This is a genomic window from Lentibacillus kimchii (genome assembly GCF_042666895.1).
Lineage (GTDB): Bacteria > Bacillota > Bacilli > Bacillales > Amphibacillaceae > Lentibacillus > Lentibacillus kimchii.
Genome location: NZ_JBHTGR010000057.1, coordinates 74,414 through 100,675 on the forward strand (window position 1 = coordinate 74,414; position 26,262 = coordinate 100,675).

The 26,262-nt window shown below is 42.6% G+C and carries 32 protein-coding genes; 22 read left to right on the forward strand and 10 right to left on the reverse strand.

Annotation, left to right across the window (positions count from 1 at the left end):
- Nucleotides 1–96: 96 nt before the first annotated feature.
- The 10 genes from alaS (at nt 97) to mtnN (ending at nt 8,546) form a co-directional block, all read left to right on the forward strand.
- Entirely contained in the window at nt 97–2,739 is a 2,643-nt protein-coding gene (alaS, locus tag ACFQU8_RS12615) for an alanine--tRNA ligase (RefSeq protein WP_382360795.1), read from the forward strand.
- A 97-nt stretch (nt 2,740–2,836) separates the two neighbouring features.
- On the forward strand, nt 2,837–3,106 hold the full coding sequence (locus ACFQU8_RS12620) for an IreB family regulatory phosphoprotein (RefSeq protein ID WP_382360798.1): 270 nt from the start codon (nt 2,837–2,839) through the stop codon (nt 3,104–3,106).
- Nucleotides 3,107–3,535: a Holliday junction resolvase RuvX gene (ruvX, locus tag ACFQU8_RS12625; RefSeq protein ID WP_382360801.1), complete on the forward strand. Its 429-nt coding sequence runs from the start codon at nt 3,107–3,109 to the stop codon at nt 3,533–3,535.
- Nucleotides 3,536–3,537: 2 nt separating this feature from the next.
- On the forward strand, nt 3,538–3,822 hold the full coding sequence (locus tag ACFQU8_RS12630; RefSeq protein WP_382360804.1) for a DUF1292 domain-containing protein: 285 nt from the start codon (nt 3,538–3,540) through the stop codon (nt 3,820–3,822).
- 165 nt (nt 3,823–3,987) lie between these two features.
- A complete protein-coding gene (gene mltG / locus ACFQU8_RS12635) occupies nt 3,988–5,106 on the forward strand; it encodes an endolytic transglycosylase MltG (protein ID WP_382360807.1) in 1,119 nt (372 codons plus the stop codon).
- 100 nt (nt 5,107–5,206) lie between these two features.
- Nucleotides 5,207–5,851: an O-methyltransferase gene (locus ACFQU8_RS12640; RefSeq protein ID WP_382360809.1), complete on the forward strand. Its 645-nt coding sequence runs from the start codon at nt 5,207–5,209 to the stop codon at nt 5,849–5,851.
- A 7-nt stretch (nt 5,852–5,858) separates the two neighbouring features.
- Nucleotides 5,859–6,500 (forward strand): uridine kinase, encoded by a 642-nt coding sequence (gene udk / locus ACFQU8_RS12645; RefSeq protein WP_382360812.1) that lies wholly within the window; start codon nt 5,859–5,861, stop codon nt 6,498–6,500.
- 99 nt (nt 6,501–6,599) lie between these two features.
- Nucleotides 6,600–7,076, forward strand: coding sequence for a transcription elongation factor GreA (gene greA / locus ACFQU8_RS12650; RefSeq protein ID WP_382360815.1), 477 nt, complete (start codon nt 6,600–6,602; stop codon nt 7,074–7,076).
- A gap of 98 nt (nt 7,077–7,174) precedes the next feature.
- Nucleotides 7,175–7,822: a YrrS family protein gene (locus ACFQU8_RS12655; protein ID WP_382360818.1), complete on the forward strand. Its 648-nt coding sequence runs from the start codon at nt 7,175–7,177 to the stop codon at nt 7,820–7,822.
- A 34-nt stretch (nt 7,823–7,856) separates the two neighbouring features.
- Nucleotides 7,857–8,546 (forward strand): 5'-methylthioadenosine/S-adenosylhomocysteine nucleosidase, encoded by a 690-nt coding sequence (gene mtnN, locus ACFQU8_RS12660; protein ID WP_382360821.1) that lies wholly within the window; start codon nt 7,857–7,859, stop codon nt 8,544–8,546.
- A gap of 162 nt (nt 8,547–8,708) precedes the next feature.
- On the opposite strand, the gene sigK is transcribed toward mtnN, so the two are convergent.
- From sigK to ACFQU8_RS12700, 8 genes are all read right to left on the reverse strand, one after another.
- Nucleotides 8,709–9,416, reverse strand: a complete 708-nt coding sequence (gene sigK / locus ACFQU8_RS12665) for an RNA polymerase sporulation sigma factor SigK (protein WP_382360824.1) — start codon at nt 9,414–9,416, stop codon at nt 8,709–8,711.
- Nucleotides 9,417–9,568: 152 nt separating this feature from the next.
- Nucleotides 9,569–9,946: a monovalent cation/H(+) antiporter subunit G gene (gene mnhG / locus ACFQU8_RS12670; RefSeq protein ID WP_382360827.1), complete on the reverse strand. Its 378-nt coding sequence runs from the start codon at nt 9,944–9,946 to the stop codon at nt 9,569–9,571.
- Complete coding sequence (locus ACFQU8_RS12675; RefSeq protein WP_382360830.1) at nt 9,927–10,238, reverse strand: monovalent cation/H+ antiporter complex subunit F; 312 nt, start codon at nt 10,236–10,238, stop codon at nt 9,927–9,929. Before ACFQU8_RS12675 ends, mnhG begins: the two co-directional genes overlap by 20 nt.
- Nucleotides 10,235–10,711, reverse strand: a complete 477-nt coding sequence (locus ACFQU8_RS12680; protein WP_382360833.1) for a Na+/H+ antiporter subunit E — start codon at nt 10,709–10,711, stop codon at nt 10,235–10,237. The genes ACFQU8_RS12675 and ACFQU8_RS12680 overlap by 4 nt, the downstream gene beginning before the upstream one ends.
- 6 nt (nt 10,712–10,717) lie before the next feature.
- Nucleotides 10,718–12,193, reverse strand: coding sequence for a Na+/H+ antiporter subunit D (locus ACFQU8_RS12685; protein ID WP_382360836.1), 1,476 nt, complete (start codon nt 12,191–12,193; stop codon nt 10,718–10,720).
- Nucleotides 12,186–12,524 carry a Na(+)/H(+) antiporter subunit C gene (locus ACFQU8_RS12690; protein ID WP_382360839.1) on the reverse strand — a complete coding sequence of 113 codons (339 nt, stop codon included), beginning with the start codon at nt 12,522–12,524 and terminating at the stop codon, nt 12,186–12,188. Before ACFQU8_RS12690 ends, ACFQU8_RS12685 begins: the two co-directional genes overlap by 8 nt.
- Nucleotides 12,525–14,861 carry a Na+/H+ antiporter subunit A gene (locus ACFQU8_RS12695; protein ID WP_382360842.1) on the reverse strand — a complete coding sequence of 779 codons (2,337 nt, stop codon included), beginning with the start codon at nt 14,859–14,861 and terminating at the stop codon, nt 12,525–12,527.
- Nucleotides 14,862–15,032: 171 nt separating this feature from the next.
- Nucleotides 15,033–15,173: a sporulation histidine kinase inhibitor Sda gene (locus tag ACFQU8_RS12700; RefSeq protein ID WP_382360845.1), complete on the reverse strand. Its 141-nt coding sequence runs from the start codon at nt 15,171–15,173 to the stop codon at nt 15,033–15,035.
- Between the two features lie 391 nt (nt 15,174–15,564).
- Between ACFQU8_RS12700 and ACFQU8_RS12705 the strand changes: the two genes are divergently transcribed.
- From ACFQU8_RS12705 to ACFQU8_RS12755, 11 genes are all read left to right on the forward strand, one after another.
- Nucleotides 15,565–16,080 (forward strand): YqeG family HAD IIIA-type phosphatase, encoded by a 516-nt coding sequence (locus tag ACFQU8_RS12705; RefSeq protein ID WP_382360848.1) that lies wholly within the window; start codon nt 15,565–15,567, stop codon nt 16,078–16,080.
- Between the two features lie 2 nt (nt 16,081–16,082).
- Nucleotides 16,083–17,183: a ribosome biogenesis GTPase YqeH gene (gene yqeH, locus ACFQU8_RS12710; RefSeq protein WP_382360851.1), complete on the forward strand. Its 1,101-nt coding sequence runs from the start codon at nt 16,083–16,085 to the stop codon at nt 17,181–17,183.
- A 12-nt stretch (nt 17,184–17,195) separates the two neighbouring features.
- On the forward strand, nt 17,196–18,041 hold the full coding sequence (gene aroE / locus ACFQU8_RS12715; RefSeq protein WP_382360854.1) for a shikimate dehydrogenase: 846 nt from the start codon (nt 17,196–17,198) through the stop codon (nt 18,039–18,041).
- 3 nt (nt 18,042–18,044) lie between these two features.
- Nucleotides 18,045–18,347 carry a ribosome assembly RNA-binding protein YhbY gene (gene yhbY, locus ACFQU8_RS12720; RefSeq protein WP_382360857.1) on the forward strand — a complete coding sequence of 101 codons (303 nt, stop codon included), beginning with the start codon at nt 18,045–18,047 and terminating at the stop codon, nt 18,345–18,347.
- Nucleotides 18,348–18,361: 14 nt separating this feature from the next.
- Complete coding sequence (locus ACFQU8_RS12725) at nt 18,362–18,925, forward strand: nicotinate-nucleotide adenylyltransferase (protein ID WP_382360860.1); 564 nt, start codon at nt 18,362–18,364, stop codon at nt 18,923–18,925.
- Nucleotides 18,918–19,502, forward strand: coding sequence for a bis(5'-nucleosyl)-tetraphosphatase (symmetrical) YqeK (yqeK, locus tag ACFQU8_RS12730; RefSeq protein ID WP_382360863.1), 585 nt, complete (start codon nt 18,918–18,920; stop codon nt 19,500–19,502). Before ACFQU8_RS12725 ends, yqeK begins: the two co-directional genes overlap by 8 nt.
- Complete coding sequence (gene rsfS, locus ACFQU8_RS12735; protein WP_382360866.1) at nt 19,495–19,851, forward strand: ribosome silencing factor; 357 nt, start codon at nt 19,495–19,497, stop codon at nt 19,849–19,851. The genes yqeK and rsfS overlap by 8 nt, the downstream gene beginning before the upstream one ends.
- 5 nt (nt 19,852–19,856) lie before the next feature.
- Nucleotides 19,857–20,609 carry a class I SAM-dependent DNA methyltransferase gene (locus ACFQU8_RS12740; protein WP_382360869.1) on the forward strand — a complete coding sequence of 251 codons (753 nt, stop codon included), beginning with the start codon at nt 19,857–19,859 and terminating at the stop codon, nt 20,607–20,609.
- A 198-nt stretch (nt 20,610–20,807) separates the two neighbouring features.
- Entirely contained in the window at nt 20,808–21,365 is a 558-nt protein-coding gene (locus tag ACFQU8_RS12745) for a helix-hairpin-helix domain-containing protein (RefSeq protein ID WP_382360872.1), read from the forward strand.
- Between the two features lie 52 nt (nt 21,366–21,417).
- The gene (locus tag ACFQU8_RS12750; RefSeq protein WP_382360875.1) at nt 21,418–21,981 is read left to right on the forward strand and encodes a ComE operon protein 2; all 564 of its coding nucleotides are present in this window, start codon (nt 21,418–21,420) and stop codon (nt 21,979–21,981) included.
- A 4-nt stretch (nt 21,982–21,985) separates the two neighbouring features.
- Nucleotides 21,986–24,265, forward strand: a complete 2,280-nt coding sequence (locus ACFQU8_RS12755) for a DNA internalization-related competence protein ComEC/Rec2 (protein WP_382360878.1) — start codon at nt 21,986–21,988, stop codon at nt 24,263–24,265.
- Nucleotides 24,266–24,321: 56 nt separating this feature from the next.
- On the opposite strand, the gene ACFQU8_RS12760 is transcribed toward ACFQU8_RS12755, so the two are convergent.
- Entirely contained in the window at nt 24,322–24,456 is a 135-nt protein-coding gene (locus tag ACFQU8_RS12760; protein WP_382360881.1) for a YqzM family protein, read from the reverse strand.
- A gap of 337 nt (nt 24,457–24,793) precedes the next feature.
- Here ACFQU8_RS12760 and holA point away from each other — a divergent pair, with 337 nt between their 5' ends.
- The gene (gene holA, locus ACFQU8_RS12765; RefSeq protein ID WP_382361683.1) at nt 24,794–25,801 is read left to right on the forward strand and encodes a DNA polymerase III subunit delta; all 1,008 of its coding nucleotides are present in this window, start codon (nt 24,794–24,796) and stop codon (nt 25,799–25,801) included.
- 109 nt (nt 25,802–25,910) lie between these two features.
- Here the strand turns inward: holA and rpsT are convergent, their stop codons facing one another.
- Entirely contained in the window at nt 25,911–26,177 is a 267-nt protein-coding gene (gene rpsT / locus ACFQU8_RS12770; RefSeq protein WP_382360884.1) for a 30S ribosomal protein S20, read from the reverse strand.
- Between the last annotated feature and the right edge of the window lie 85 nt (nt 26,178–26,262).

Consider the following 26,262-nt stretch of genomic DNA (forward strand, 5'->3'; position numbering starts at 1 on the left):
CACTGTAAAGCAGCTAACTCTTATGAACGGTTACATAACGCGGGCGTATGTTTTTCAGTCGGAAAAATAGCTTAACGATTACTGGAGGGTAAGGGCATGAAACAGTTAACGTCAGCACAAGTGCGTCAAATGTTTTTGGATTTTTTTAAAGAAAAAGGCCATCAGATCGAGCCGAGTGCACCGCTTGTACCGCAGGATGATCCGACACTTCTCTGGATTAACAGTGGTGTAGCGACCCTGAAAAAATATTTTGATGGACGCGTCGTACCGGATAATCCCCGGCTTGTAAACGCCCAAAAATCTATTCGAACGAATGATATTGAAAATGTCGGTTTCACAGCCAGACATCACACATTTTTTGAAATGCTTGGGAACTTCTCTATTGGTGACTATTTTAAAGAAGAGGCTATTGCGTTTGCGTGGGCGTTTTTAACAAGTGAGAAATGGGTTGGCTTTGATCCTGAACGATTGGCCGTGACAGTACATCCGGAAGATGATGAAGCCTACGATATCTGGCTTAACCAGATCCAACTTCCGAAAGAGCGCATCATCCGGCTTGAAGAAAACTTTTGGGATATTGGCGAAGGTCCAAGCGGCCCGAATTCAGAGATTTTTTATGATCGCGGTGAACGGTACGGGGCTGATCCATCCGATCCGGAATTGTACCCGGGCGGTGAGAATGAGCGGTATCTGGAAATTTGGAATCTCGTCTTTTCCCAGTACAATCATAATCCTGACGGCACTTATACCCCGCTGCCGAAAAAGAACATCGATACTGGTATGGGGCTGGAACGCATCGTATCCGTCATTCAGGATGTGCCAACTAACTTTGAAACAGATCTGTTCATGCCGCTCATACGGAAAACAGAAACGATCTCCGGAAAAACATATGGCAACAACGAGCGGGATGATACAGCATTTAAAGTGATTGCTGATCATATTCGCACGGTTACGTTCGCTATCAGTGACAAAGCACTTCCCTCCAATGAGGGCAGAGGCTACGTATTGCGCCGTCTGCTCCGTCGCTCCGTCAGATTTGCTAAACAAATGGGGATCGATGAGCCGTTTATGTATAAACTCGTCCCGACAGTCGGCAGCATTATGCAGGACTTTTATCCGGATGTCCTGAATGATAGCAGCCATGTGGCAAATGTTATTAAAGCAGAAGAAGAACGCTTTCATGAAACGCTGCAGGATGGTTTGGATATTTTGAATGCTATTATCGAAAAAGAACAGCAAAAGGGCAGTGACATCTTCCCGGGTGCTGAAGTCTTCCGGTTGTACGATACGTATGGGTTTCCGAAAGAATTGACAGAAGAATATGTAGCTGAGCATCATTTTACGATTGATCAGCAAGGATTCGAACGCGAAATGGAAAAACAGCGTGAACGCGCTCGAAATGCTCGGCAAAAAACGGATTCGATGCAGATTCAGGATGGCGTACTTGGTGAAGTGGACATAGACTCTGCGTTTGTCGGCTATGACCAGCGTGAAGCAGTGACAACGATTGAGACAATTGTGAAGGCTCAAGCATTTGCCGATACTGCTGAGGCGGGCGAAGAAGCACTTACGTTTCTGAAAGAGACACCATTTTACGCAGAGAGTGGCGGTCAAATCGGTGATAATGGCTGGATTTATACCAACAGTGCATCAGCATGGGTTGAGGATGTCCAGCAGGCGCCTAAAGGCCAGCATGTCCATAAAATTCATGTGAAAGAAGGTACCATTCGCTCGGGTGACAAGGTAACAGCAGTGGTCGATGATGCTTTCCGCACAGGCATTATAAAAAATCATACGGCGACACATTTGCTTCATCAGGCACTGAAAGATGTCCTTGGTGACCATGTTAATCAGTCGGGTTCACTTGTAACCCCTGATCGTCTGCGCTTCGATTTTTCGCATTTTAGTTCAGTCAGTCAGGACGAACTGCAGCAAATCGAGCAGATTGTTAATGAAAAAATCTGGGAGAATCTGCCTGTTGTCATCGATCGCAAAAAGCTTGATGAGGCCAAAGAAATGGGCGCCATGGCACTATTCGGTGAGAAATACGGTGATGTTGTCCGGGTTGTTCAAATTGGCGACTACAGCATTGAACTATGCGGTGGCTGTCACGTCAGTAATACAGGAACGATTGGCTTATTTAAACTTGTTTCAGAAACAGGCGTCGGTGCCGGTACAAGAAGAGTGGAGGCCGTTACGAGCAAGCAGGCTTATCAATTTATCAATGAGAAGCTGATACAATTACAAACAGCGGCTGATTTGCTGAAAACCACAGAGGACAAAGTCGCAGAACGGGTTAAAGGTTTATATGACGACATAAAATCGCTAAATAAAACAAATGAGTCACTCAATGCTAAATTGGCCAATCAGGAAACATCATCCCTTGTTGATCAATATGAAACAGTGAATGGCATTCCCCTTTTAGCACAACAAGTCAATGCCAAAGATATGAATCAGCTCCGGGATATGGTTGATGACCTGAAACAAAAGCTTGACTCCGGGATTATCCTGCTTGCCGCAGCTAATGAAGAAAAAGTGCAATTGGCTGCAGGTATTACAAATGATTTGACTGATCAGGGTTTTCATGCTGGCAATCTGATTAAACAGGCAGCCGAAGTATGTGGCGGTGGCGGCGGCGGCCGTCCGGATATGGCCCAAGCCGGCGGCAAACAGCCTGAAAAAATCAATGATGCTCTCAAAGCAGCGAATCATTATGTTACAAATCGTTCAAAAGTCTAGACAAACTTGTATTCAATTTGCTATAAAAGCTATAATGTGTAAAATAGACATGTTAGAATAGCCAGTAAAGGTAAAACATGCGGAATGAGGTGTCACGATGAGCTCTATTGATAAAACCATGAAGTTTAATTTTTCTGAGGAGCCTTTTGATCATGATATAAATGATATCTTGCTCACAGTTCATGCGGCGCTTAAGGAAAAGGGCTATAATCCCATTAATCAGATTGTAGGGTACTTATTATCCGGTGATCCGGCTTATATTCCGAGATATAAGGATGCCCGGAATCTGATCCGTAAAGTTGAACGGGATGAGGTCATTGAGGAAGTTGTGACATTTTATCTCAAACAACAGCAAAGGGAAAGCTAAATGAAAATTGTCGGATTAGATGTAGGTTCCAAAACAATCGGAGTTGCAGTAAGTGATCCTTTAGGCGTGACTGCCCAAGGTATTACGACTATCAAATGGGATGAAGAGGATATCTGCTCTGCCGATGGTCAATTGGGACAAATCATAAAAGAACATGAGGTAACGAAAGCGGTTGTTGGTCTTCCCAAGCATATGAATGGCTCGATCGGTGAACGCGGCGAAGCTTCTGAACGTTATGCTGAGCATGTAAAGGAAGCGTTTAATATACCTGTGCAGCTTTGGGATGAGCGTTTGTCGACGCGGGCGGCAGAGCGCGTTTTGCTTGAGGCGGATATGAGCCGTCAAAAACGCAAAAAAGTTATTGATAAAATGGCAGCCGTTATGATTTTGCAAACTTATCTTGATCAAGAGACATTTAAAGGAGTGTAGTCATGGCACTGGAAGAGAATGAACGAATTGTCATCCCTGATGAAAATGATGAAGAGCATCTTTTTGACGTGTTATTCACGTTTGATGTTGATGAGACGGGCAACTCTTATTTAGCAGTTATGCCGTCTGAGCAACAGGAAAATGACGAAGTAGAAGTATATGCCTTCCGCTATGAGGAGGATGAGCAGAACGAGGATTTCTCTCTTTTCCCGATCGAGTCTGATGAGGAATGGGAAATGGTTGAGGAGATGCTCAATACCATTGCTGATGAAGAGGATCAGACATGAAGCCGAATGATTTCAGGCTGATATCTTGATGGGATATCAGCTTTTATTTAAGACGGAGTGAACGATTAATTGAGACATTAATATCAGTAATGTCCGGAAAGCTGAATCCGGTCCCTGCCGATGCTTGACATTTATGCAGCATAAGCCGGATGAGGGGGATAATGGATGTCCAAAAAGAAAATGTCAGGAAGTTATAAAGACAATCTGCTGCAACGCAGTAAGGATGCCACAATCGTCCGAAAGTATGCCGCTATCATTATTATCTCAGCTATTCTGATATTAGTTATCGGTGGTATCTCGGGTTATTTGTATGTCAAATCTGCTTTACAGCCGGTTGATCCTGATAGCCAGGAGGACATTGCGGTTGAGATCCCGACAGGTTCCTCCACATCGGATATTGCATCCCGCCTTGAAGACAATGGGCTCATCAAGGACGATACGATATTCAAATTTTACATAAAGCTGAAAAACGTGACAAATCTTCAGGCGGGGAATTACATGCTTTCCCCTTCTATGGATATTGAAAAGCTCATCAAGGCACTGCATAAAGGCAGGGTTGCGAAGGACCCGATATATTCTGTCACAATACCTGAAGGGAAAACGATTAAGGAAATAGCTTCTATTTATGCGAATAAATTGCCATTTAGCAAAACCGATTTCCTGGACAAGGTCAATGACCGGGATTATATTAAATCATTAATTAACACGTACCCGGATATTTTGACAGAAGATGTCCTGAATCCGGAACTCCAGACACCGCTGGAAGGTTATTTATTTGCAGCAACATACGACTTTTACACGAAAGAACCAACAGTTGAAACAGTGATCAGTCGTATGGTGGAAAAAACAGGCAATGTCGTGACGCCTTATTTGGATGATATAGCTGAAAAAGATTTATCGGTCCATGAAGCTTTAACAATGGCCTCACTCGTCCAAAAAGAAGCTGGTTCGAATAAACAGCGCCGGAAGATAGCGGGTGTCTTTTATAACCGGCTGGATGAAGGAATGGCTCTGCGGACGGATCCGACCGTATTATATGCACTTGGCGAACATAAAGCTAAAGTGCTGAAAAAAGATCTGAAAGTTGATTCGCCGTATAATACGTATCGCATTCATTCACTTCCCGTCGGACCGATTTCCAATTTCGCTGCTGCATCCCTTGAGGCCACCGTTGAACCGGACGATACCGATTATTTGTATTTTTTGCATGATGATAAAGGCCGCATTCATTACTCTGAAACAAATAAAGAGCACAATCAATTAAAAGAAAAGTATATTGATTAATTCCGTGAATAACCAGGACGTTGACACGTCCTGGTTTCAGATAAGATGTCCGTTGCGGCACGTTAAGGATGACGTTTAAACGACTAAGGAGAGAAAGTGAATGGACGAAAAGCTGAGGAACTACCTGACGCGCTGTCTTCCGTCGCCTGCAGAATCGGTGATGGATTTGGAAGAGGAAGCTGCGCGTGACAGGGTACCGATTATGGATCCTCTCGGGATGGATTTTGTTATGCAGTTAATCCGGCTAGCAAAGCCTGAGCGCATACTGGAGATTGGCACGGCAATTGGTTATTCAGCATTAAGAATGCTTGAAGCCAACCCGTCAGCAGAAATTTGGACCATTGAAAAAGATGACGCCTGGTACAGACGAGCAGAGCAAAATATTCAACTCAGGCAGAAACAGGATCATATTCACGTCCTTTATGGTGATGCTCTGGAAAAGCTGGAGACATTAAGCAACGTTTACTTTGATCTTATACTGATAGATGCTGCCAAGGGTAAATATCAGCGTTTTTTTGAACTAGCCGCACCACTGTTACGTTCTGATGGTTTCATCCTGACTGATAATGTTTTGTTTAAAGGTTATGTCGCTGATAAAGAGAAGCAGCATCCCAGATATCAGGCCATTGCGGAGAAACTGCGCGCATATAACAGCTGGCTGGTATCCCATCCAGATTTTACAACGACCTTTGTTCCCATTGGAGATGGCATTGCGATCAGCAGCAAAGATGGACGAAAGGAGTGACTGTTTTATGTCTGATAAGCCAGTTGTTATTGGTGTTGCCGGAGGAAGCGGCAGCGGGAAAACATCTGTGACACAGTCAATCTGCCAGCGCTTTCAAGATAAAACAATTCTGGTTATTGAACAGGATTACTATTATAAAGATCAAAGCCATTTGCCATTTGAGGAAAGACTGAATACCAATTATGATCATCCCTTGGCATTTGATAATGACTTATTAATCAGTCATATTCATAAACTGCTTAATCATGAACCGGTTCAGAAACCTGTATATGATTATAAGCTGTATACAAGGTCTAATGAGGTGATCAAAGTTGAGCCGAAACAAGTGATCATTCTCGAAGGCATTTTAGTATTAGAGGATCAGCGGCTGGTAGACTTAATGGATATTAAAACATTTGTGGATACAGATGCTGATATCCGCATTATCCGCAGACTGTCCCGAGATATGAAAGAAAGGGGGCGAACACTGGATTCTGTGATTGAACAATATGAAAATATTGTTCGCCCAATGCATTTGCAATTTGTTGAACCAACCAAGCGCTATGCAGATATTATTATTCCGGAGGGCGGTGAGAACCATGTGGCAATTGATATTATAGCCACTAAAATCGAACAGTCTCTATCTCGGGATACAGAAAAATATCAATGAAAAAGCATTGAAAATCTAAAAAAAATCTGCCATAGTTGTTTTTAGTAATTAGTCAGAATGACGTTTAAATTATTTGACAATAAAGGAGTGTCACTGTTCATGGCAACAGAGAAAAGTTTCTATATGACACAAGAGGGGAAAGAAAAACTGGAAAATGAGCTTGAATATCTGAAATCGGAAAAAAGGCAGGAAGTCGTTGAACGCATTAAGACTGCACGGGATTTCGGAGACCTTTCCGAAAACTCCGAGTATGATGCCGCGAAAGATGAGCAAGCTTTTGTTGAGTCCCGCATAGCGCAAGTGGAAAACATGATCCGCAATGCAGTTATTATTGAAAATGATACAGAAAATCCGGATGTTGTTACATTAGGAAAATCCGTTACATTTAAAGAACTGCCGGATGGCGACGAGGAAACCTATACGATTGTCGGCAGTGCTGAAGCTGATCCTTTTGAAGGTAAAATTTCTAACGATTCGCCTATGGCCAAAAGCTTGATCGGGAAGGAGTCCGGTTCTGAAGTAACTGTCTCCACACCCGGCGGTGATATACTTGTTAAAATTGAGAAAGTAGAGTAGGCGCAAGTCTGAATCCAACACAAGAAGAGCCCGGATATACCGCGAGCTTTTCTTGTGTTGTTTAATCAATTGCGATAAGAGCAAGGAGGGGAGAGTCAGTGGCATCCTCACGTGTTGATAAATATGAAAAACGACGAAAAAACACAAAACGTCTGTCTTTGTTGCTGATATTAGCGGGAGTTTTAGTTATTGTATTGCTGGGTTTCCTCTTTTTTGGTGGTGACAGTGAGTCACATGAGTCAAATGAAAGCGGTACTGCGGAACAGACTTCAGATGATTCACCGTCCGATACGGAGAAAGATCCGGCTGACGACGAAAGTGAATCCGAAAAACAGAGTACGGGAGAGAACCCCGACTCTAAATCAGATGACGAAAATGAGAATGAAAAACAGGAACGGGAACAGCTCAAGTCTTTTGATGATAATGTGATAAAGGCTTATACATCTGATTGGGAACCCGTAGGCACCGAGCAGACCGGATCCCATACGACGAATTATGATGATGGCTCACAGGACAGGCAGGAAATGCGAAAAGCTGCTGCAGCTGCCACTGATTTAAATGAGAGTGATCTTATCATGTGGTGTGCTGAACGGAATGACAATCAGAATGACGATCAGAAGGTGATTAATACGGTTTCAGATTCAGATAAAGATGACATTTACCGCGTGTATAATAAGTGGGTTGCTAATGAAGGCTGGCAGCCGACAAAAGTTGAAAAGCTGAAAGAAAACGATAAGAAGCAGTAGACGTCTGCTGCATATTTAGGAGATGGAGGTAACCATGACCATAGGGATTATTGGTGCAATGGATGAGGAAGTTGCTCTGTTGCAAAGCAATATGATAGACACAGAAACCGTTACGATTGCCAATTGTTTATTTATGCGAGGAAACCTGCATCACCGTGACGTGGTATTATTGAAATCAGGCATTGGCAAAGTAAATGCTGCGATGGCGACAGCGATTTTGCACGAACAATTTCAACCTGATCAGATCATTAATACTGGTTCGGCCGGTGGCATTACGGATAATATGCAGGTCGGGGATGTCATTGTTTCGACACAGGTTGTCCATCACGATGTCAATGCCACAGCCTTTGACTATGCATATGGTCAAGTACCTGGTATGCCGGCAATGTTTCAAGCTGATACGGATTTAGTAGCTCAGGCAGGTCAAGCGATGAAGCAATTAGCCATACCTTTTTATGAAGGTGTTATTGCCTCGGGTGATTCTTTTATGAGTGATCAGACGAGAGTAGATACTGTCCGGCGGAATTTCCCTTCTGTACTGGCAACAGAAATGGAAGCAGCTGCGATTGCCCAAGTATGTTATCAGTATGACACACCATTTGTTATTATTCGAGCGTTATCAGATATTGCTGGAAGGGATTCCTCAATCTCCTTTGATGCGTTTATAGAGACGGCAGCACGCAATGCAGCCAATTTGATCATGACCATTATCAAAGCGCCATAATCAAACTGAACACCTGCAGCAAATTTTTCAGACTCCCTGCCTACAGCCGTTTTCGTTATTGTAATAGCAGGGAGCGACACCATAGGTAGCAGAATAGTTCCATATGTTAGTATTCAGTCCAGCTGATTAGGTTCCAAGCAGGCGACGCGTTCATAGCAGGTGTTACGTTTCGCGGTATTCTTGGCGGTAATATTCATGAAAGACTTTCATAAGCGCACGCTTCTCGATGCGCGATACATAGCTTCTGGAAATATCCAGCATGTTAGCAATTCCCTTTTGAGTCATTTCCTGATAATTATTCAGCCCATACCGGTATAGAATAACTTCTTTTTCACGAGTGTCCAGAATGGCCAAGTAATCATTCATTTTGTCAATTTCCATATTTAATTGAATGTATTCAATGATATTCTGGTTTTCGGCTTCTAAGATATCAACTAGACTGATCTCATTGCCTTCTTTATCCTGCCCGATCGGATCATACAGCGACACATCTTTTTTCACTTTCTTCAGTGCGCGCAGATGCATTAAAATTTCGTTTTCAATACATCGTGCTGCATACGTTGCAAGCTTTGTTCCTTTATCAGCCGAGTAGCTTTCAATGCCTTTAATCAATCCGATAGTGCCGATTGAAATAAGATCCTCCATATCTTCGCCAGTGTTTTCAAACTTTTTAACAATGTGTGCGACTAATCTTAAATTGTGTTCAATCAGCTTGTTGCGAGCTTCTTCATCACCTTCCTGCATTTGCTGAATATACTTGGATTCATCTTCTGGGGGAAGTGGCTGAGGAAATGCATGGTTTTTGACATAGGACACAAAAAAAATCGTTTCTTTAATCAGCAGTCCAAGAAAAGTTAAAATCCCCGACAAGATAGGCACCTCCTTTTGAGTCAGCTGGGCTATGGCCCATACACTAACTGTATGAGGGAGGTGCTGTTTTTGTGTCTGTCCAGTATAAACTTTGGATGTGTGGCACGGGAAAACAGCTGTTTAAAGTTAATAAAAAAGCGACCCGCTGGGGGTCACTTCTGATGTTCCTTTTGCTTCTGAATAGCTTTTTCGTATTCATCTGGCTGATGTTTTGTAATAGGTTTAATACCAGACCGGTGAGCAGCTCGTGAAATGAGATGGCCTGCAACAGGAGACGTGAGCATCGTAAAGACAATAGCCAGCAAAAGTTTTCCGCTGATAATATCATGTTTAACATACATAAATATAAAGGCGCCAATAAGCAATCCTGCAATACCTAATGTAGCTCCTTTTGTGGTGGCATGGAGCCGCGTATAAACATCCGGAAATCGAACGGTTCCAATCGAGCTCGATAACAGGAAAAATGACCCTGAAAGCAAAAATAAAGCAATAATGATATTGGCAATTCCCTCAATCCAAGTCTCGATCAATGATAACACCCTTTTCCAGATATTTCGCAATACCGATTGTACCAATAAACAACAAGATACCAATCACTAAGACGACATCATTTAATGTTGTGGTCGGGATAATGATGGCTATTAGAGCTGTAAGGCCCATCATACTCATTCCAACGGCGTCAAGGGCTACAGCACGATCAGCAGATGTCGGTCCTGCTATAATCCGGTAAAGCAGCAGGACCAGCGAAATAGCAATCGCCACTACACTAATAAGCGCAGAAATGGTTAATACGCTTTCGCTGAAATTCAAAACACTGTTCATCGTGTCACCTCCTTGATCGCTTTTTCAAATGTGTTTTTAATAGCATCAATTTCCTCATCAATATCATCAATGTTCATGGCATGAACATATAAATGGCTCTTATCCTGTGCAACGGCTACTGCCAGTGTCCCAGGTGTCAGGGTTGTTAAGTTAGCCAGGAGTGTGATTTCCCAATCCGTTTGGACGTCCATTGGCAGGGCAAAAATACCTGGTTCAAATTCCGGTTTTCGTTTAAAGACAAGTTTAACAATATCAATATTTGATGTGATTAACTCTTTTATGAACAGTATAATCAGATTGAATATTTTAAAGACGCGCCTTAAGTAAAAGTTTCCTGGAATAAACCGGTTAAGCAGCAGCAGTAAGAAAATGCCGATAATGTAGCCGATTATAAAACTTGAGATCGTATAACTTTCACTTAAAAACATCCACATGACGGCAATGATCACGTTAATGACGATTTGAAATGGCATAGAGCATTACTCCTTCATGACAGAATTTATATAAGCTTCCGGATCAAGTAAGTACCCAGCTATCGACTCAACAGATGGGTAAATAAATTCTGCTCCAATTCCCATAAATACGGATAAAACCGTCAATATTACAATTGGCGCTGTCCGCGCTTTGACTGATATCGGCTTGAATGCCGTGTCTTTTTCGCCCCAGAATCCTCTGATGAAAATCTTCATGATAGAATACAGTATCAGCAGACTGGACAACAAGGCAATAATGACAATTGCGATATGTTTATCGGCCAGCGCTCCTCTTATTAATTGAAGTTTACCAATAAAGCCGCTGAAAGGAGGGATGCCGGCAAGAATGAACCCTGAAACAAATAACAGCCAGCCCAGAAATGGATAGTAGTGAATCAGGCCGCTGAATTTCCGCAAATCAGATGTTCCGGCAACGTAAGTAATTGTTCCTGCTAAGAGAAACAAGCTTGTTTTAATGAGCATATCATGAATTAAATAGTACAGTGATCCACTCAAAGCATCCTGATTAAACAGGCCGACACCCATCAGGACAAATCCAATGGCGGGAATAATATTATAAGCCATAATTAATTTGATGTTATTGGTAGATAGAGCCCCAATGACTCCGAAAATCATTGACAAGCCGGCAATCCAGATGAATGTTTCGTGCGTGAGTTCTGGTTTATGTATGAAGATTAGAGAAAACACGCGGATAATGGCATAAATACCTACCTTCGTAAGCAAAGCTCCAAACAATGCGGAGATGACCGGGTTCGGAACAACGTATGATTTAGGCATCCAGTAATACAGCGGAAACAACGCAGCTTTTGTGGCAAACACGAAGAATAAGAGAATACTAACGGTTGTCAGGATTCCTTGCTGATCAACGTCTTGCACACGATCGGCGATCTGGGCCATATTAACAGTTCCAAGCGTCCCATAGATAAACGCGACAGCTGTCACAAACAGCATAGACGAGAAAAGGTTAATGAATACATATTTAATGGATTCACGCAGCTGTGTTTTATCACCGCCTAAAATAATCAGGGCATACGAAGCCATTAACAGGACCTCAAAGAACACAAACAAGTTAAAGAGATCGCCTGTCAAAAAGGCACCCGAGACACCTGTTATCAAAAAGAAAAAGAACGAATAAAAATAGTAGCGTTCTTTTTTGTTTGGTAAGGAATACGGCGCGTAGAAGGCGCAGGCAGAGGCCACAATGTTTGTTGTTAAAACAAGCAAAACAGCCAGTTTGTCAGCGACCATAACAATTCCGTATGGTGCCGCCCAGCCCCCGACTTCAAGTACAAGCGCTCCTTCGTTAAATACATGCCAGGCAATGCCAGCTGCAACAGCCAGATTTATAAGAATAAATAGTTTGGTTAACCGACGGACAAGGACTAATTTTTTTGGAAAAAAGGCCAGTATGATGCCCGAAATTAACGGAATAATGATTGGTAAAACTGCAAAATTACTCATTTTCGTTACCCCTTAGTTGCTCCATATTATCTGTATCGTTCTCCTCAGTTGTGCGGTATGCCAGAACAAGAAGCAGGCTCGTGATCCCAAAACTGATAACGATTGATGTTAGAATCAGCGCTTGCGGCAGGGGATCGGTGTAGTTCTCAACTCCGTCACTCAGGATCGGCGGACTGCCTCGTTTCAATTTCCCCATTGTCAGTATAAATAAATGAGCGCCGTGGGAAAGCAGTACAGACCCGATAACAAGTCTAAGCAGCTGTTTTTGCAATAAATTGTATATAGCAGCGGCAAATAGTATTCCTGCCAGAATTAAGATTATAAACTCCATTTATTTGTCTCCCTTGCCTGTTTTTAATTTAATGAGCGAGTAAATGGCCAGCACAGCAATGCCCAGTACCGTTATCTCAAATAATGTATCAAAGCCGCGCATGTCAACGAGAATAACATTGACAATGTTATGGCCGCCGCCAATGGTATCAGCCGTCTTCACGAAGTAATCTGAGATCGTTTCAAACCAGTCACTGCTGTAAGCCGAAATTCCCACAAGCGTTACCATGGCACCAAAACCGACGGACACAAGCGTATTGGTCGTCTTAGTGCGTATTGGTTCATGTTGTTTTTTAAGATTCGGCAGGTGGTGAAAACAAAGCAGGAATAACGCCACAGAGATTGTTTCAACGACCAATTGCGTTAAGGCGAGATCCGGTGCTCGGTAAATAACGAACAAAAGCGATACGCCATAACCAACAACACCTGCGATTAATATAGCGGCCACATTTCGCTTGGCAAAGATCGTTCCAATCGCTGCAGCTGTAATAACCAGGGAAATAACTACTTCTACGGTTGACACTGGTGCCAGGTCGCTGAAATCAATCGTAAAGCCGCTTGTTATCAGCATGAAACCAATTGTGACCACAAATATGGTGCTTAAGATAATAAGCATATACTGTCTGAGTGAACCAGTCATGTAAAAAGACGTCACGTTTTCTGTCCAGTTATCCAATTTAGCCATGATCCAATCGTAAATCTTCGTGACACTCCATCTGCCTGGCAATATCTGATAAATACGGTTCCATTTTGTTCTTGTGATAAGAAGAACGATCCCAGTCCCAACAACTACAAGGGACATAAGAAACGCAGGCTTGAAAAATCCATGCCAGAATTTTACATTCTCCACTACGTCTCCCCCGTACACAGCCTTGGCAGCATGGGCAATAAATGTGCCATTCACCGCATTTGGGAATAAACCGATTAAAATCACACCCAATACAAGAATCATGGGCGCTAAGAGCATGCCAAACGGCGCTTCATGCGGTTTTTTAGGCAGCTTTTGCAATTGTGTTTTGCCGCCGAACGTTCCAAATAAAAAGTACAATGCATAAACAAATGTAAAGATACTGCCAAAAACGGCCAAATATGGAACAGCTTCAACGAGAAATGTCGTTATAGCATGCGTTCCCCCATCCAGGCCAAGACTTGATTCAAAGAACAATTCTTTACTGTAAAACCCGTTTAAGAACGGCAGGGGAATGCCTGCCATAGAAAATGTTCCGAATAAGGCAAGCGTTGCTGTGATGGGCATTAACGTATACAAACCCCCGAGTTTTCGAATATCACGTGTGCCCGTTTCGTGATCAACCGTACCAGCAACCATGAACAGACTGCCTTTAAAGGTGGCATGGTTTAAAATGTGGAACATAGCAGCGAAAATAGCTGCGCCTGTTCCAAAGCCAAGCATTGCCATAATCATCCCAAGCTGGCTGATAGTGGAAAATGCGAGAATGGCTTTTAAGTCTGTCTGGCGAACAGCCATATAGGATGCCCAGCACAGTGTGACAATACCCGTTATGGTCACAATGATAAAGAACCACTCGAAATCAGCGAATACTGGCGAAAACCGGGCAACTAAATAAATACCAGCTTTAACCATGGTTGCCGAATGAAGATACGCGCTGACAGGCGTTGGAGCTTCCATGGCATCAGGCAGCCAGATATGAAACGGAAACTGTGCCGATTTTGTAAAGGCGCCAAGCAAAATGAAACCGAGCGCAAGCGGCATGTAGGAACTATCCAGTATGGTATCGGCATTTGTAATCATAGCCTGAATGCTTGTTGTTCCAGAAATGACGGATAAAAGTGCAAAGCCGCCCAGCATGCTCAGGCCGCCAAAGACGGTTATCATCATCGATTTCAGAGCACCATATCGTGACCGTTCATTAAAATGCCAATAACCAATCAGCAAAAACGATGAAATTGATGTTAATTCCCAAAAAGTATAAAGGGCAAACACGTTATCCGACAACACAATACCAAGCATGGCGGACATGAATATGAGCAGATAGACATAAAAGTGACCCAGACGCTCACTCTTATCGAGATAGTAAATCGAATATAACACGACAAGTGTCCCGATGCCGGTTATTAATAAGGCAAATAGCAGACTGAGACCGTCCAGGTATAAGTCCAGATTTATTCCAAGGGATGGAATCCACGGATATGTATTGGTTACTGTCTGAAAATCAGGTCCGATAAATCGGATGAAATACAAAAAAATGGCTAGTGGAATGATTAATACGAAAACGCCTGTATGGATTGTATATTTATACTTACTGATAAGTGGTATAAAACAAGCCAGTATAAGCGGAATTAATACTGTAAATAGCATCTGAATCGACGTCCTCCTCTAGATCGTCAGGGCATTATCGGAATCAATGAAAGCATGATCTCATATACGTTTTATACGCATGCAAAAGTTGTCATCAATAGCTTATCATAATCTTGTTCAAGAGAAAATAAAAAGCCCCGCGCTCAGCGGGGGTTTTATATACTGGAACAGTCAGATGCGTGTTTTGAGTTTGTGTGTCAATCCTCGTCTTTGAATTTCTTGTTCAATCAAATTTATAAAGTCGGGGCTTAAGTTCAGTCTGTTTGCCTTGTCATGGGATTCCATCAGCAGTTCATTCGATAGATACTCCATCGTTAGCCCTCCTTATATTGGATTATCCGGGCTTTACTGGATTGATTAACATTAATTTACCATGGAACAGCTATTAGAACAAGCTGGCAGTTATCTACAATCGCTTGTAGATAACTTGTGCACAAATGGCTAATTAAAGGGAAAAATGCTGATATTTCAGTGTGGATTTTGTTGATAGACTTATCCACAAATCAAAAAATGAAAGAAAATGTCGAACGTTTTTTGGCATACTTCTGGATGACATATATTTTTTGGCAGAGAATTGCTTACTATAATGGAAACCTCATAGTGATGTGCGTTATAATAAGTACCTGTTGTGTTATTTGCAGTTGTCTGGTTAAGATTCACCCTGATTAAAGCGGTTTTTATTATTCGCAAGAGGTGTAGATTGTTGCTAAAATATTTTTTGCCAAGTAAACATGTTAAAAGCATTTTTGATATTTATCCCGAATCCTTGAACGAACAGTCTGTTAAAGGTATCATTACTGATCTGGATAACACCCTTGTGGCTTGGGATGCACCCCATGCAACATCGAAAATAGCCGAGTGGTTCAGACAGATGAATGAGCATCATATTCATATAACGATTATCTCAAATAATAATCTGGAACGTGTGAAAAAATTTTCCGAGCCGCTGAACGCGCCGTTTCTGTTTAATGCCAGAAAACCGTTGCCCCATTCCTTTAAACGGGCTGCCAAAGAGATGAAACTGAGTCAAGATAACATCATAGTCATTGGTGATCAGCTGTTAACAGATGTGCTGGGCGGGAATCTCGCAGGGTTTTCGACAATTTTAGTTACGCCGATCGCTCAGACAGACAGCAAAGCAACCAGGTTCAATCGAAAAATTGAGCGGCGAATTTTAAGTTATATGCGGAAAAAAGGCAAGATAAGCTGGGAGGAATGATCATGACAGACAGATACTGTGTTGGATGTGGCGCGCCGATTCAAACGACTGATCCGGAGAAAGCCGGGTATACCCCTGCTTCAGTCTTAAATAATGATACCATTTTATGCAAACGCTGCTTTCGTTTAAAACACTATAATGATATACAGGATGTGTCGATGACGGACAGCGATTTTTTGGCTATGGTCAGCCAGATACGTGACAAGCCGGGTCTCGTCGTTCATTTGGTGGATATTTTTGACGCGGATGGAACGATGATCAGCAGTTTGCCGCGTATTGTCGGCAATAAGCGTGTTCTCCTGGCGGCGAATAAAACGGATTTATTGCCAAAGTCCGTTAACCGGAACAGTTTAACGAAATGGCTGCGTTCAGCGGCCAAAGAAGCCGGTATTGCGGTAGAAGGGGTTTATTTAATATCCTCGCAAAAAGGTTATGGTATCACTGAATTGAGCACGGCCATTGAAGAGGAACGGGCTGGTCAGGACGTTTATATCGTTGGCACGACAAATGTGGGGAAATCCACGTTTATCAATCAGCTGATCCGTAATACGACAGGGGATTCGAATGTTATTACAACATCCTATTTCCCTGGTACGACACTTGGGTTTATTGAAATGCCACTTGATAATGAAACAGCTATGATTGATACGCCGGGTATTGTGAACATGCAGCAGATTGCTCATTATGTTTCAGACCATGATCTGAAAATTATCAAGCCAAAAAAAGAAATGAAACCGCGGGTATACCAGCTTAATAGCCAGCAGACCCTTTATTTCGGCGGATTGGCCCGTATTGATTTCGTGAAAGGCGAGCGGCAATCGTTTGTTTGTTATTTCGCCAATGATTTGACGATCCATCGGACTAAATTAGAGAACGCCGATAATCTGCTGACAAAACATAAGGGAGAACTTTTATCGCCGCCTGATGAGAAAACATTGCAAACACTCCCGGAATTAACAGCCCAGACACACAAATTGCCGCAGGAGGATATAGATATTGTGCTTCCTGGCTTAGGGTGGGTGGCTGTTCCCGGCGGAGGCGTCACGGTTACGGTTCATACACCTAAAGGTTTTCAGACATCACTGCGGAAATCGCTGATATAGGGGGGGAGACAGTTGTATTATCAATTAGGGTTAATCGGCTATCCGATTGAACATTCAATGTCCCCATGGCTTCACCGGCAATTTCTTCAAAAGAGTGACTTGCCTGGTGAGTATTCGCTCATCGAACTAGCGTCAGAACAGTTACTGGCCGAAAAGTTGCAGCAGATTAAACATGTACCATTCGACGGCTTTAATGTAACAGTGCCATACAAACAGGAGATCATACCATATCTGGATCAATTAGATGCTCATGCGCGAGCAGTTGGAGCCGTTAATACGGTCGTACAGGAAAACGGGCAATGGGTTGGCTATAATACAGATGGACTGGGGTATACGGCCAGTTTGAAACAGCATTATCCTGCTATTTTTCAGAAACAGACGAGCCGGGTTTTGCTGATTGGTGCGGGGGGAGCGGCCCGTGGTATATTTGACGGGCTGGTGACAGCTGGTCTGACCCGGATTGATATTGCAAACCGGACGCATTCCCGTGCCGAGCCTATTGCCGAACTGGGCGATGATAACGTTCATTCAGTTATTCTGACATTACAAGAGGCGGAGCAGCAACTCCACTATTATGATCTGATTATCCAGACAACGAATGTCGGAATGAAACCGAATGATAAAACACTTATTCTGTCATTGGATAACCTAAGGGAAGACACAATCGTCAGTGATATTGTCTATCAGCCGATTGAAACGGCATTTCTGCGGCAGGCAAAGCAGAAAGGGGCTGCCATTCTTCATGGTCATACGATGCTGTTTTATCAGGCGCTGTATGCCTTTGAATTATGGACGTCGGAAAAAGTCAAAACGGAAACTATGGAACAGACGTTAAAAACAGTACTGGAAGGGAGATAAACTATGCTGACAGGTAAACAGAAACGCTATTTGCGCTCACAGGCAAATTCATTAAAACCCGTTTTTCAAGTCGGCAAAACAGGTGTCAACGCTAATATGGCTGACCAGATCAGCGAGGCGCTAGAGAGACGGGAATTAGTGAAAGTGAGTGTGCTTCAGAACTGTCCGGAAGATAAAAATACAGCAGCTGAAAAGCTTGCTGACCGGAGCGGAAGTTATGTTGTGCAAGTCATTGGCCACACCATTGTTCTTTATAAAGAATCGGATGAGCATAAGCAGATTGTACTTCCAAAAAGCAATGGTTAAGGAGTGACTTCTGTATGAAATCTATTGGGATATTGGGAGGTACATTTGATCCGCCGCATATTGGTCATTTAATAATAGCTAACGACGTCTGCCATGCTCAACAGCTTGATGAGGTATGGTTTATGCCTTCGTATGAACCGCCGCATAAGGAAAGCGCTGCTGCTGACACAATGGACCGTGTGGCGATGCTTGAACGGGTGACGGCGGACAATCCTCTTTTTAAAGTTGAGACGACTGAAGTGAATCGTTTAGGAAAATCCTTCACCTTTGATACAATGAAATGGCTTCAGGAAGCTCACCCTGACACATCGTTTTATTTTATTATTGGTGCTGATATGGTGGAGAACTTACCGCGCTGGAGGCATATTGAGCAACTGCTGGAGATGGTGACGTTTGTTGGTGTTAATCGCAAAGGCTACACGATTAACAGTCACTATGCCATACGGACAATGGATGTTCCGCTCATGGAAATTTCCTCAACGGCAATAAAAAACCGTGTGCGCAGCGAAAAAACGATTAAGTACATGGTCCCAGAGAGCGTTGAAACTTATATAAAGGAGAACCGATTGTATGAATAGAGATGAAGCTATTGAAATTGTCAAACCTCATTTAAAACAGACACGTTTCGATCATACACTTCGAGTAGCTGACGTTGCCAAACAACTGGCGGAAAAAAACGGGGCTTCAATTGAAAAAGCTGAGATAGCAGCTATTTTGCATGATTATGCTAAATATTTTCCGCTCGAAGATTTGCGCGGGATCATTCAGGATAATGATTTGCCAGCCGATCTGCTTGATTACCATCATGAACTGTGGCATGGTCCGGCAGCCTACATGATCGTTAAGCAAAAACATGGTGTAGCTGATCAGGACATACGAAATGCTATTTATTATCATACAACTGGCAGAGCTGATATGAGCTTGCTGGAGACGATTCTGTTTGTTGCGGACTATATTGAACCCGGCCGATCGTTTCCCGGCGTAGAGGAAGCCAGGGAGATGGCTGAAACGGATTTAAATCAGGCAGCTTGGATGGCTTTAAGGAATACGATTCAGTTTTTAGTCAGTCAGCATAAAACCGTCTATCCCGATACATTTTATGCTTATAATGATTTAACGATACGTTTAAGCGGAGGTAATAACAGTCATGGATAATCAAACGGTCATACAAATGGTTGCAGATGCCTGTGATGCTAAGCAGGCAAAAGATATTATTGCTTTGGATATGGAGGATATTTCGCTGATGACAGATTATTTTCTAATTTGTCATGGAACGAATGAACGTCAGGTTCAGGCCATTGCGAGAGCTGTTAAAGACACAATGGACGAAGCGGAACTCCAGGTTATACGCATGGAAGGTTTTGATCAAGCCCGCTGGATCCTGGTTGATCTGGGCGATATTGTGTGTCATATTTTTCATCATGATGAACGACAGTATTATAATCTTGAGCGTTTATGGGGGGATGCTTCCCGAGTTGAACTTAACGCCGGCCAGAATGGGTGACAGCTATGACGTATGAGCAAATGGCTTATTATTACGACCAGCTTATGGAAGATGCGCCATACGATGATTGGATAGACTTCACAGGTCAGACAATTCGATCATGTGGAAAGGATATTGACTCAATTGTCGATTTAGGGTGTGGCACAGGCCAGATTACCACGAGGCTTTCCCAGTTGGGCTATCGCATGACGGGCGTTGATAATTCAGGTGCCATGCTGAGCGTGGCGGAACAGCGTGCCAGTCAAATTGATGTCCCAGTTCAGTGGCTTCAGCAAGATTTACGTGAGCTGAACGGCATTGTAGATCAGGATATGGCGATCAGTTTTTGTGATGTTATCAATTATATAACGAAAGAAGAAGATGTTTATACGGTCTTTGAAAACGCAGCCAGCGTACTTAAACAAGGTGGGCTGTTTGTCTTTGATGTCCACTCCCTTTTTCATGTTGAACACCATTTGGTCAATCAGACATTTGCTGTTGTTTCGGATGATATTTCATACATATGGTTTTGTCAGGAAGGTGACGGGCCAGGTGATATGTATCATGACCTGACTTTTTTCGTCAGAGATCAGGAGCAATTTAACCGGTTTGATGAATGGCATCATCAGAGGACCTTTTCAATTGATTTTTATAATCAGGCGTTAAAGCAAGCGGGTTTTGACATACAATCTGTTTCGGCCGATTTTTCACTGCATCCGAATGATCATGAGAACGAGGCTGAAAGACTGTTCATAACGGCTGTTAAACGATCGGAATAATTTTTTCCGATCTTTTCATATGTTTAAGAAGGATTTTGCCAGAGAATGTCGAATAGATTAACCAGAGGTATAGAGCGTCTCGTGAAGAACCCCCCATTAACTGCTTCCAAACGCTAAACCGATTGACCTCTGACTTTTCCCCGAAGGATGTGACGGCATACATTGTTAACCCCTCTTAAGAAGTTTGGTTTCCCGCTAGTGATTGTGTTAATAATTGGTCTGGTTTTGCTTTTTAACCACAATACGGGTGCTGATACGGCAGTATCTGACCCAAGTTTGCCATCAGAGGAAGAAGGTACTCTCACAAAAGCAAGTGAAGATGACGTATCGGAAGAAGGGCGTGTTATGGTAGATGTGAAAGGTGAGGTGGACGAACCTGGTGTGTATGAGGTGGAATCTGACACCCGCGTTAATGACGTTATTAAGATGGCCGGCGGTTTCACAGAAAAGGCTGAGCAGGCCACGGTCAATCTAGCTCAAAAAGTGCAGGATGAAATGATTGTGAACGTGCCGAAAGACGGTGCTGACAATGCAAAACCGGCATCTGCAAACAATAAAACGTCGCAAATGCGAATTAATAAGGCATCACAGGAAGAATTGGAAGAATTGAATGGCATTGGTCCATCCAAAGCAGAAGCGATTATTCAGTATCGAGAGGAGAATGGTTATTTTAAAACAGCCGACGATATTCTGGACGTATCAGGTATTGGTGATAAGACATTGGAATCTCTGAAGGACGATATTCAAGTTCCCTAGTATTTCAATAATGGAGAGGATCTATTCAGTTAGAAGAAGGAGGACGATCATCATGGAACGTATTTCCTGGAATCAGTATTTTATGGCGCAAAGCTACCTTCTGGCATTGCGGAGCACTTGTACAAGACTTATGGTGGGGGCAACAATCGTCAGAGATAAACGCATCATTGCCGGTGGATATAATGGAAGTGTTTCCGGTGATGTGCATTGTATTGACGAGGGGTGCTACATGATTGATGGGCATTGTGCCCGTACTATTCATGCAGAAGCCAATGCACTTCTGCAGTGTGCTAAGTTCGGTGTCCCAACGGATGGCTCCGAGATTTATGTCACCCATTTTCCATGTCTGCAGTGCTGCAAACAACTCATCCAGGCCGGCATCAAAAAAATTTATTATGCTGAAGACTATAATAACCATTCGTATGCGATGGAATTGCTTAAAAAGGCCGGGGTTGAAACGTATAACGTTGTGTTAACGGATCTGCAGATTGATCAGGAGTATCAGGAAAAAGAAGCGTATGTCGACCGGCTGCTTCAGGAACTTGAAACGCAAACGAATGACCGCTCTCGTTATGAAATGTTAAAAGCTGAAGCTGCTGGTTTGTTTCATAGGTGAAGGCATGAAAGGTTTCTGGCATTTTCCTGCCTTGGGCGTCACGGTTGCTTTTCTGACAGTCTTATTTGGCCAAAAATGGCTGCTGGCTTTATTTGTTATTTGGTTATTGTATTTAGTTTATTACAATAGGTTAGGGAAGCTTACTCTCCTCATTTCCTTAGCCTTTGCCATGTCAGCCTCAATTTATATCCCTCAGTTAGAAAAACCACAGAGCAGCAGTGAGACGTATCCCATGAATGAATCCAATTTTACAGGAGAAATTACCAGCCCCATAGAAACATCTGACAGCCGGACTGCTTTTGAGCTCTCCGATGACAGATCAGACCACACATTTCTTGTTGTCCATTTTAATGATGCGAAAAATATAGGCAAGCAATTAAAATCTGGTGCGACCTGTACAATTCGGGGCGATCCCGAAATACCGCCGTCAAACAAAAATCCCGGTCAATTTGATTATCAGCGGTATTTACTGACACAGGACATTCGTTATCAAGTGGTACTTGATTCGCCGCAGGACATTAGCTGTACTGGGGCTTCAATGATGAACACGGTTTATGAGCTGCGTAGTGATCTGATTAAGTATGTTGATAGTAAGGTTAGTTCCGATACTGCTTCATGGTTAAATGCTCTTGTATTTGGTGATGATTCCGGGCTGGATGAGGAAATGACGGAACGTTTTCAGCGGTGGAGTTTATCACATCTGATGGCCATTTCCGGACTCCATGTTGGTATCGTTGTCGCCTTAATCTATTTTCTGCTTGTGAGATTGAATCTGCTCACCAAAGAAAAAGCACACTGGATCGTTATCTTCTTTTTACCGCTCTATGTCTTCCTTGCTGGTGGTGAGCCATCTGTTCTGCGGGCAGCTTTTATGGTTGTTTTATTCTTGCTTGCTAATAAGTGGAAGTGGACGTTGAGCGTGACTGACGTTCTCAGTATTGTTTTTTTACTGCTAGTGCTGTTTGATCCATATATGCTGTATTATGTCGGTTTTCAATTCTCGTTTTGCGTCACGTTTGGTCTGCTTTTATCCAGAAGCTGGCTTGCTCAAACGACCAGTTCTTTTTTCACCGTTCTAAATATCAGTTTTGTCTCACAAATGATGATTTTGCCGCTGCAGATAGCCTATTTCCACACATTTCATCCGCTGTCTATACCCTTAAATCTGATCGTTGTTCCTTACTTCACACTGTTTGTTATTCCTTTTATGTTCGGGATCCTGCTGGTGGCTCCAGTGTCTCAGTGGCTTGTTTCTTATGCTGATCAATTATTTATTTCAATTCATGATATGTTTCTGTCATCTGTTGAATGGATTGATCAGACTTTATACATTCCCTGGGTGATTGGCTCCTTTCCGCTTGCCGGAGCGCTCGTATACTATACTTTGTTTGTTATTTTTATGAAGAAAGTGACGTTAAACCAGCTGTGGCAAGCCTTTAAGTACGGTTGTTTCATAACCGCGCTTATAATGCTGCTTATGCTCCGTCCTTATTTTTCTCCGGCAGGTCATTTCACCATGCTTAATATTGGGCAAGGGGGTGCAATGGTTATTGAACTTCCTTATCGCCAAGGTGTGATAGTTGTGGATGCCGGGGCAGAGTTATCTTTTGGCGATGACGCTGCATCGGATAATGAATACAAACAAATTATTCGTCCGTATTTATATTCGCGGGGTATAACGCAGGTGGATGCTGTCTTTATTTCACATGATCATATGGACCACATGGGCAGTGTGAAATTTATGGCCGATGAGCTGACCGTTGGCAGTGTCATTGTAAGTGATTATTTTGTCTTTTCGAAACAGCTTGCAAAGGCATTGGAAAGGAATGAGACAGAGGTGATCCGTGCATCGACTGACGACGTTATGACGGTAGGTAAACAGACCTTCCAGGTATTAGCACCCCATACGGATAAAAATGATAAGGATCAAAACTCACTTGTCCTCTATACACAAATGGGCGGAGAAGAATGGTTGTTTACGGGTGATATCGGAAAGGAAACAGAAAGACAGCTGGCGGGTGATTATCCTGGTTTGAACCCCTCGGTTCTGAAGGTGGCACATCATGGTAGTAACACGTCTACGGATCCCGGCTTTATCGAGCAGTTAGAGCCGGCATATGGGCTGATTTCAGCCGGTGAGAATAATCAATACGGCCATCCGACTCCGAGTGTTATCAAGACACTTGATGAGGCAGGTGTTACTATTTTAAGAACTGATCAGAAAGGTGCCATTCAGTTTCATTTCACAGGGTCAAAGGGAACCTTTTCTGTCTTTAAGCCATAGACTGTCATACAAACAAAAAAGAGACTGTTTATCATCTACAGTCTCTTTTGCTGCCATTATGAGCCGAAATAATTGACGGCTGAACCAATAGCAAAGATCAGAACAAAGAAAACGAAGGAGAATCCAAATCCTTTAATTGAGTCGACAACATCATTATTTTTTGACTGCACATCTTTTTCAAAATCGTTCATCGTCACCCCTCCTAATATATTCCAAGTATAAAATAAATACATAAAAAAATCCACATTTAGTCTGAAAATGATTAACAAGAGTTGACATCTATACTTTCATCAGTCAGGGATATGCTAATAACTGCAGGGCCAAACACCGTTTAAAAGTCCGTTTCTAGGGCTGGCTTTTAAACGTTTATTTATAGATGATAGGCGGGGAATTAACTGTTCCCCGCCATTTTAAGTGCATGTATGTCTCACTTCAGCGTTTTCCTTACGTACGTGAAAACTGTTTGCTATTCGGTGCATTAAGCTTTACGATTGTTTATATCGCATTGGAGTGAATATCTTGGCATATATGGATGTACTGCAACGAGTTAAGCAAGAACAAATCGCACCTGTCTATTTATTATATGGAACGGAATCTTATTTTATACAAAATATAACAAAGTACATTAAAAGTGCTGTTCTCACAGAAGAATCTGAAGAGAATTTAGTGGTTTACGATTTGCAGGAGACACCGATCCAGGATGTGATAACAGACGCTGAAACTTACCCTTTTTTTGGAGGCACTAAACTAATTATGGCGGACAATCCGTCGTTTTTAAAGCCCAAACCGGATAAACTCCCCTTTGAACATGATTTAAATGCTTTAATTCACTATTTGGAACAACCGGTTGACTATTCGGTGCTTATCTTCTCTGCCCCCTATGAGAAAATTGATGAACGCAAAAAAGTCAGTAAAGTTCTGAAACAAACAGCTGTTACAGCTGAGTGTCAGCCAATCAAAGAGTATGAACTCAAATCCTGGATTAACAATTTAGCCGGTGCTATGCGTGTTTCAATTGAAGAAGAAGCATTGGATATGCTGGCGTCAGAGCTGTCAACGAATCTGTATCAGGTTCAGAATGAATTGGCAAAGCTAGCGACTTTTACGGGCGGAAATGGTGTCATCACCAAGGATATAGCTGATCATCTAATCTCACATACCGAAACCGGTTCTTCATTGCGGCTTGTTGATGCTGTTATCAATCGTGATTTGCACAGAGCTGTTTCCATATATAAGGATCTGGAGAAAATGAAGGAAGATCCTATTGGGCTGATTGCACTGCTTGCTTTTCAGTTTCGGACTATCTTGCGCGTAAAGCTTATGAGTCACAAAGGATACACGCAATTTCAAATGCAAAAACAAATTGGTGCCCATCCGTATGTCATTAAAATGGCCAGCCAGCGAATGAGTCAGTTTACAATTCAGGGGTTGGAGAAGATTATAGATCAATTAACACAGACCGATACAGCAATCAAACAGGGCAAAATGGAAAAAGAACTTGCTTTTGAGCTTTTACTCTATCAACTAATCCGCTGAATAGCCATAAAAAAAGCGATCCCCATAGGAGGATCGCTTTTTTTATGGCTAAAAACAACCATGTAACATGTACAGTCTTAGCTGTATTAGTCAGAACTGACTGTAATCATCAGGCACCCAGTTTATTAATTTCTTTTGTTAAACGGGATTTTTCGCGATTGCCACTATTTTTATGGACACCGCCGTGCTGAACAGCTTTATCGATTTTCTTGATAGTGTTTGGAAGGGCCTCTTTAGCTCCTTCTGCATCATTTTGCTGGATTAGTTTATCCAAATGTTTAATATAGGTGCGCATTTCTGATTTGAATTCGGCGTTCCGAATGCGGTTTTTTTCATTAATGTCAATACGCTTTTTTGCTGATTTAATATTTGCCAATGAAGTCACCTCCTGAAAATATACATTTAAACCTTGTAAAACTCATTAAGTTCTAGCACAACAACGGATATTTTATCAGACACGT

Excerpts from the sequence above, each read along its gene's own strand:
- udk (WP_382360812.1), top strand. The coding sequence starts at position 5,859 with ATGTCTGATAAGCCAGTTGTTATTGGTGTTGCCGGAGGAAGCGGCAGC.
- ACFQU8_RS12760 (WP_382360881.1), bottom strand. The coding sequence starts at position 24,456 with ATGAACGATTTTGAAAAAGATGTGCAGTCAAAAAATAATGATGTTGTC.
- ACFQU8_RS12620 (WP_382360798.1), top strand. The coding sequence starts at position 2,837 with ATGAGCTCTATTGATAAAACCATGAAGTTTAATTTTTCTGAGGAGCCT.
- yqeH (WP_382360851.1), top strand. The coding sequence starts at position 16,083 with ATGACAGACAGATACTGTGTTGGATGTGGCGCGCCGATTCAAACGACT.
- ACFQU8_RS12685 (WP_382360836.1), bottom strand. The coding sequence starts at position 12,193 with ATGAGTAATTTTGCAGTTTTACCAATCATTATTCCGTTAATTTCGGGC.
- greA (WP_382360815.1), top strand. The coding sequence starts at position 6,600 with ATGGCAACAGAGAAAAGTTTCTATATGACACAAGAGGGGAAAGAAAAA.
- rsfS (WP_382360866.1), top strand. The coding sequence starts at position 19,495 with ATGGATAATCAAACGGTCATACAAATGGTTGCAGATGCCTGTGATGCT.
- ACFQU8_RS12690 (WP_382360839.1), bottom strand. The coding sequence starts at position 12,524 with ATGGAGTTTATAATCTTAATTCTGGCAGGAATACTATTTGCCGCTGCT.
- holA (WP_382361683.1), top strand. The coding sequence starts at position 24,794 with ATGGATGTACTGCAACGAGTTAAGCAAGAACAAATCGCACCTGTCTAT.
- ACFQU8_RS12695 (WP_382360842.1), bottom strand. The coding sequence starts at position 14,861 with ATGCTATTTACAGTATTAATTCCGCTTATACTGGCTTGTTTTATACCA.
- ACFQU8_RS12680 (WP_382360833.1), bottom strand. The coding sequence starts at position 10,711 with ATGCCATTTCAAATCGTCATTAACGTGATCATTGCCGTCATGTGGATG.
- yqeK (WP_382360863.1), top strand. The coding sequence starts at position 18,918 with ATGAATAGAGATGAAGCTATTGAAATTGTCAAACCTCATTTAAAACAG.
- ACFQU8_RS12740 (WP_382360869.1), top strand. The coding sequence starts at position 19,857 with ATGACGTATGAGCAAATGGCTTATTATTACGACCAGCTTATGGAAGAT.
- mtnN (WP_382360821.1), top strand. The coding sequence starts at position 7,857 with ATGACCATAGGGATTATTGGTGCAATGGATGAGGAAGTTGCTCTGTTG.
- ACFQU8_RS12640 (WP_382360809.1), top strand. The coding sequence starts at position 5,207 with ATGGACGAAAAGCTGAGGAACTACCTGACGCGCTGTCTTCCGTCGCCT.
- alaS (WP_382360795.1), top strand. The coding sequence starts at position 97 with ATGAAACAGTTAACGTCAGCACAAGTGCGTCAAATGTTTTTGGATTTT.
- ACFQU8_RS12630 (WP_382360804.1), top strand. The coding sequence starts at position 3,538 with ATGGCACTGGAAGAGAATGAACGAATTGTCATCCCTGATGAAAATGAT.
- ACFQU8_RS12750 (WP_382360875.1), top strand. The coding sequence starts at position 21,418 with ATGGAACGTATTTCCTGGAATCAGTATTTTATGGCGCAAAGCTACCTT.
- yhbY (WP_382360857.1), top strand. The coding sequence starts at position 18,045 with ATGCTGACAGGTAAACAGAAACGCTATTTGCGCTCACAGGCAAATTCA.
- ruvX (WP_382360801.1), top strand. The coding sequence starts at position 3,107 with ATGAAAATTGTCGGATTAGATGTAGGTTCCAAAACAATCGGAGTTGCA.
- ACFQU8_RS12700 (WP_382360845.1), bottom strand. The coding sequence starts at position 15,173 with ATGGAGTATCTATCGAATGAACTGCTGATGGAATCCCATGACAAGGCA.
- mltG (WP_382360807.1), top strand. The coding sequence starts at position 3,988 with ATGTCCAAAAAGAAAATGTCAGGAAGTTATAAAGACAATCTGCTGCAA.
- ACFQU8_RS12675 (WP_382360830.1), bottom strand. The coding sequence starts at position 10,238 with ATGAACAGTGTTTTGAATTTCAGCGAAAGCGTATTAACCATTTCTGCG.
- ACFQU8_RS12725 (WP_382360860.1), top strand. The coding sequence starts at position 18,362 with ATGAAATCTATTGGGATATTGGGAGGTACATTTGATCCGCCGCATATT.
- ACFQU8_RS12755 (WP_382360878.1), top strand. The coding sequence starts at position 21,986 with ATGAAAGGTTTCTGGCATTTTCCTGCCTTGGGCGTCACGGTTGCTTTT.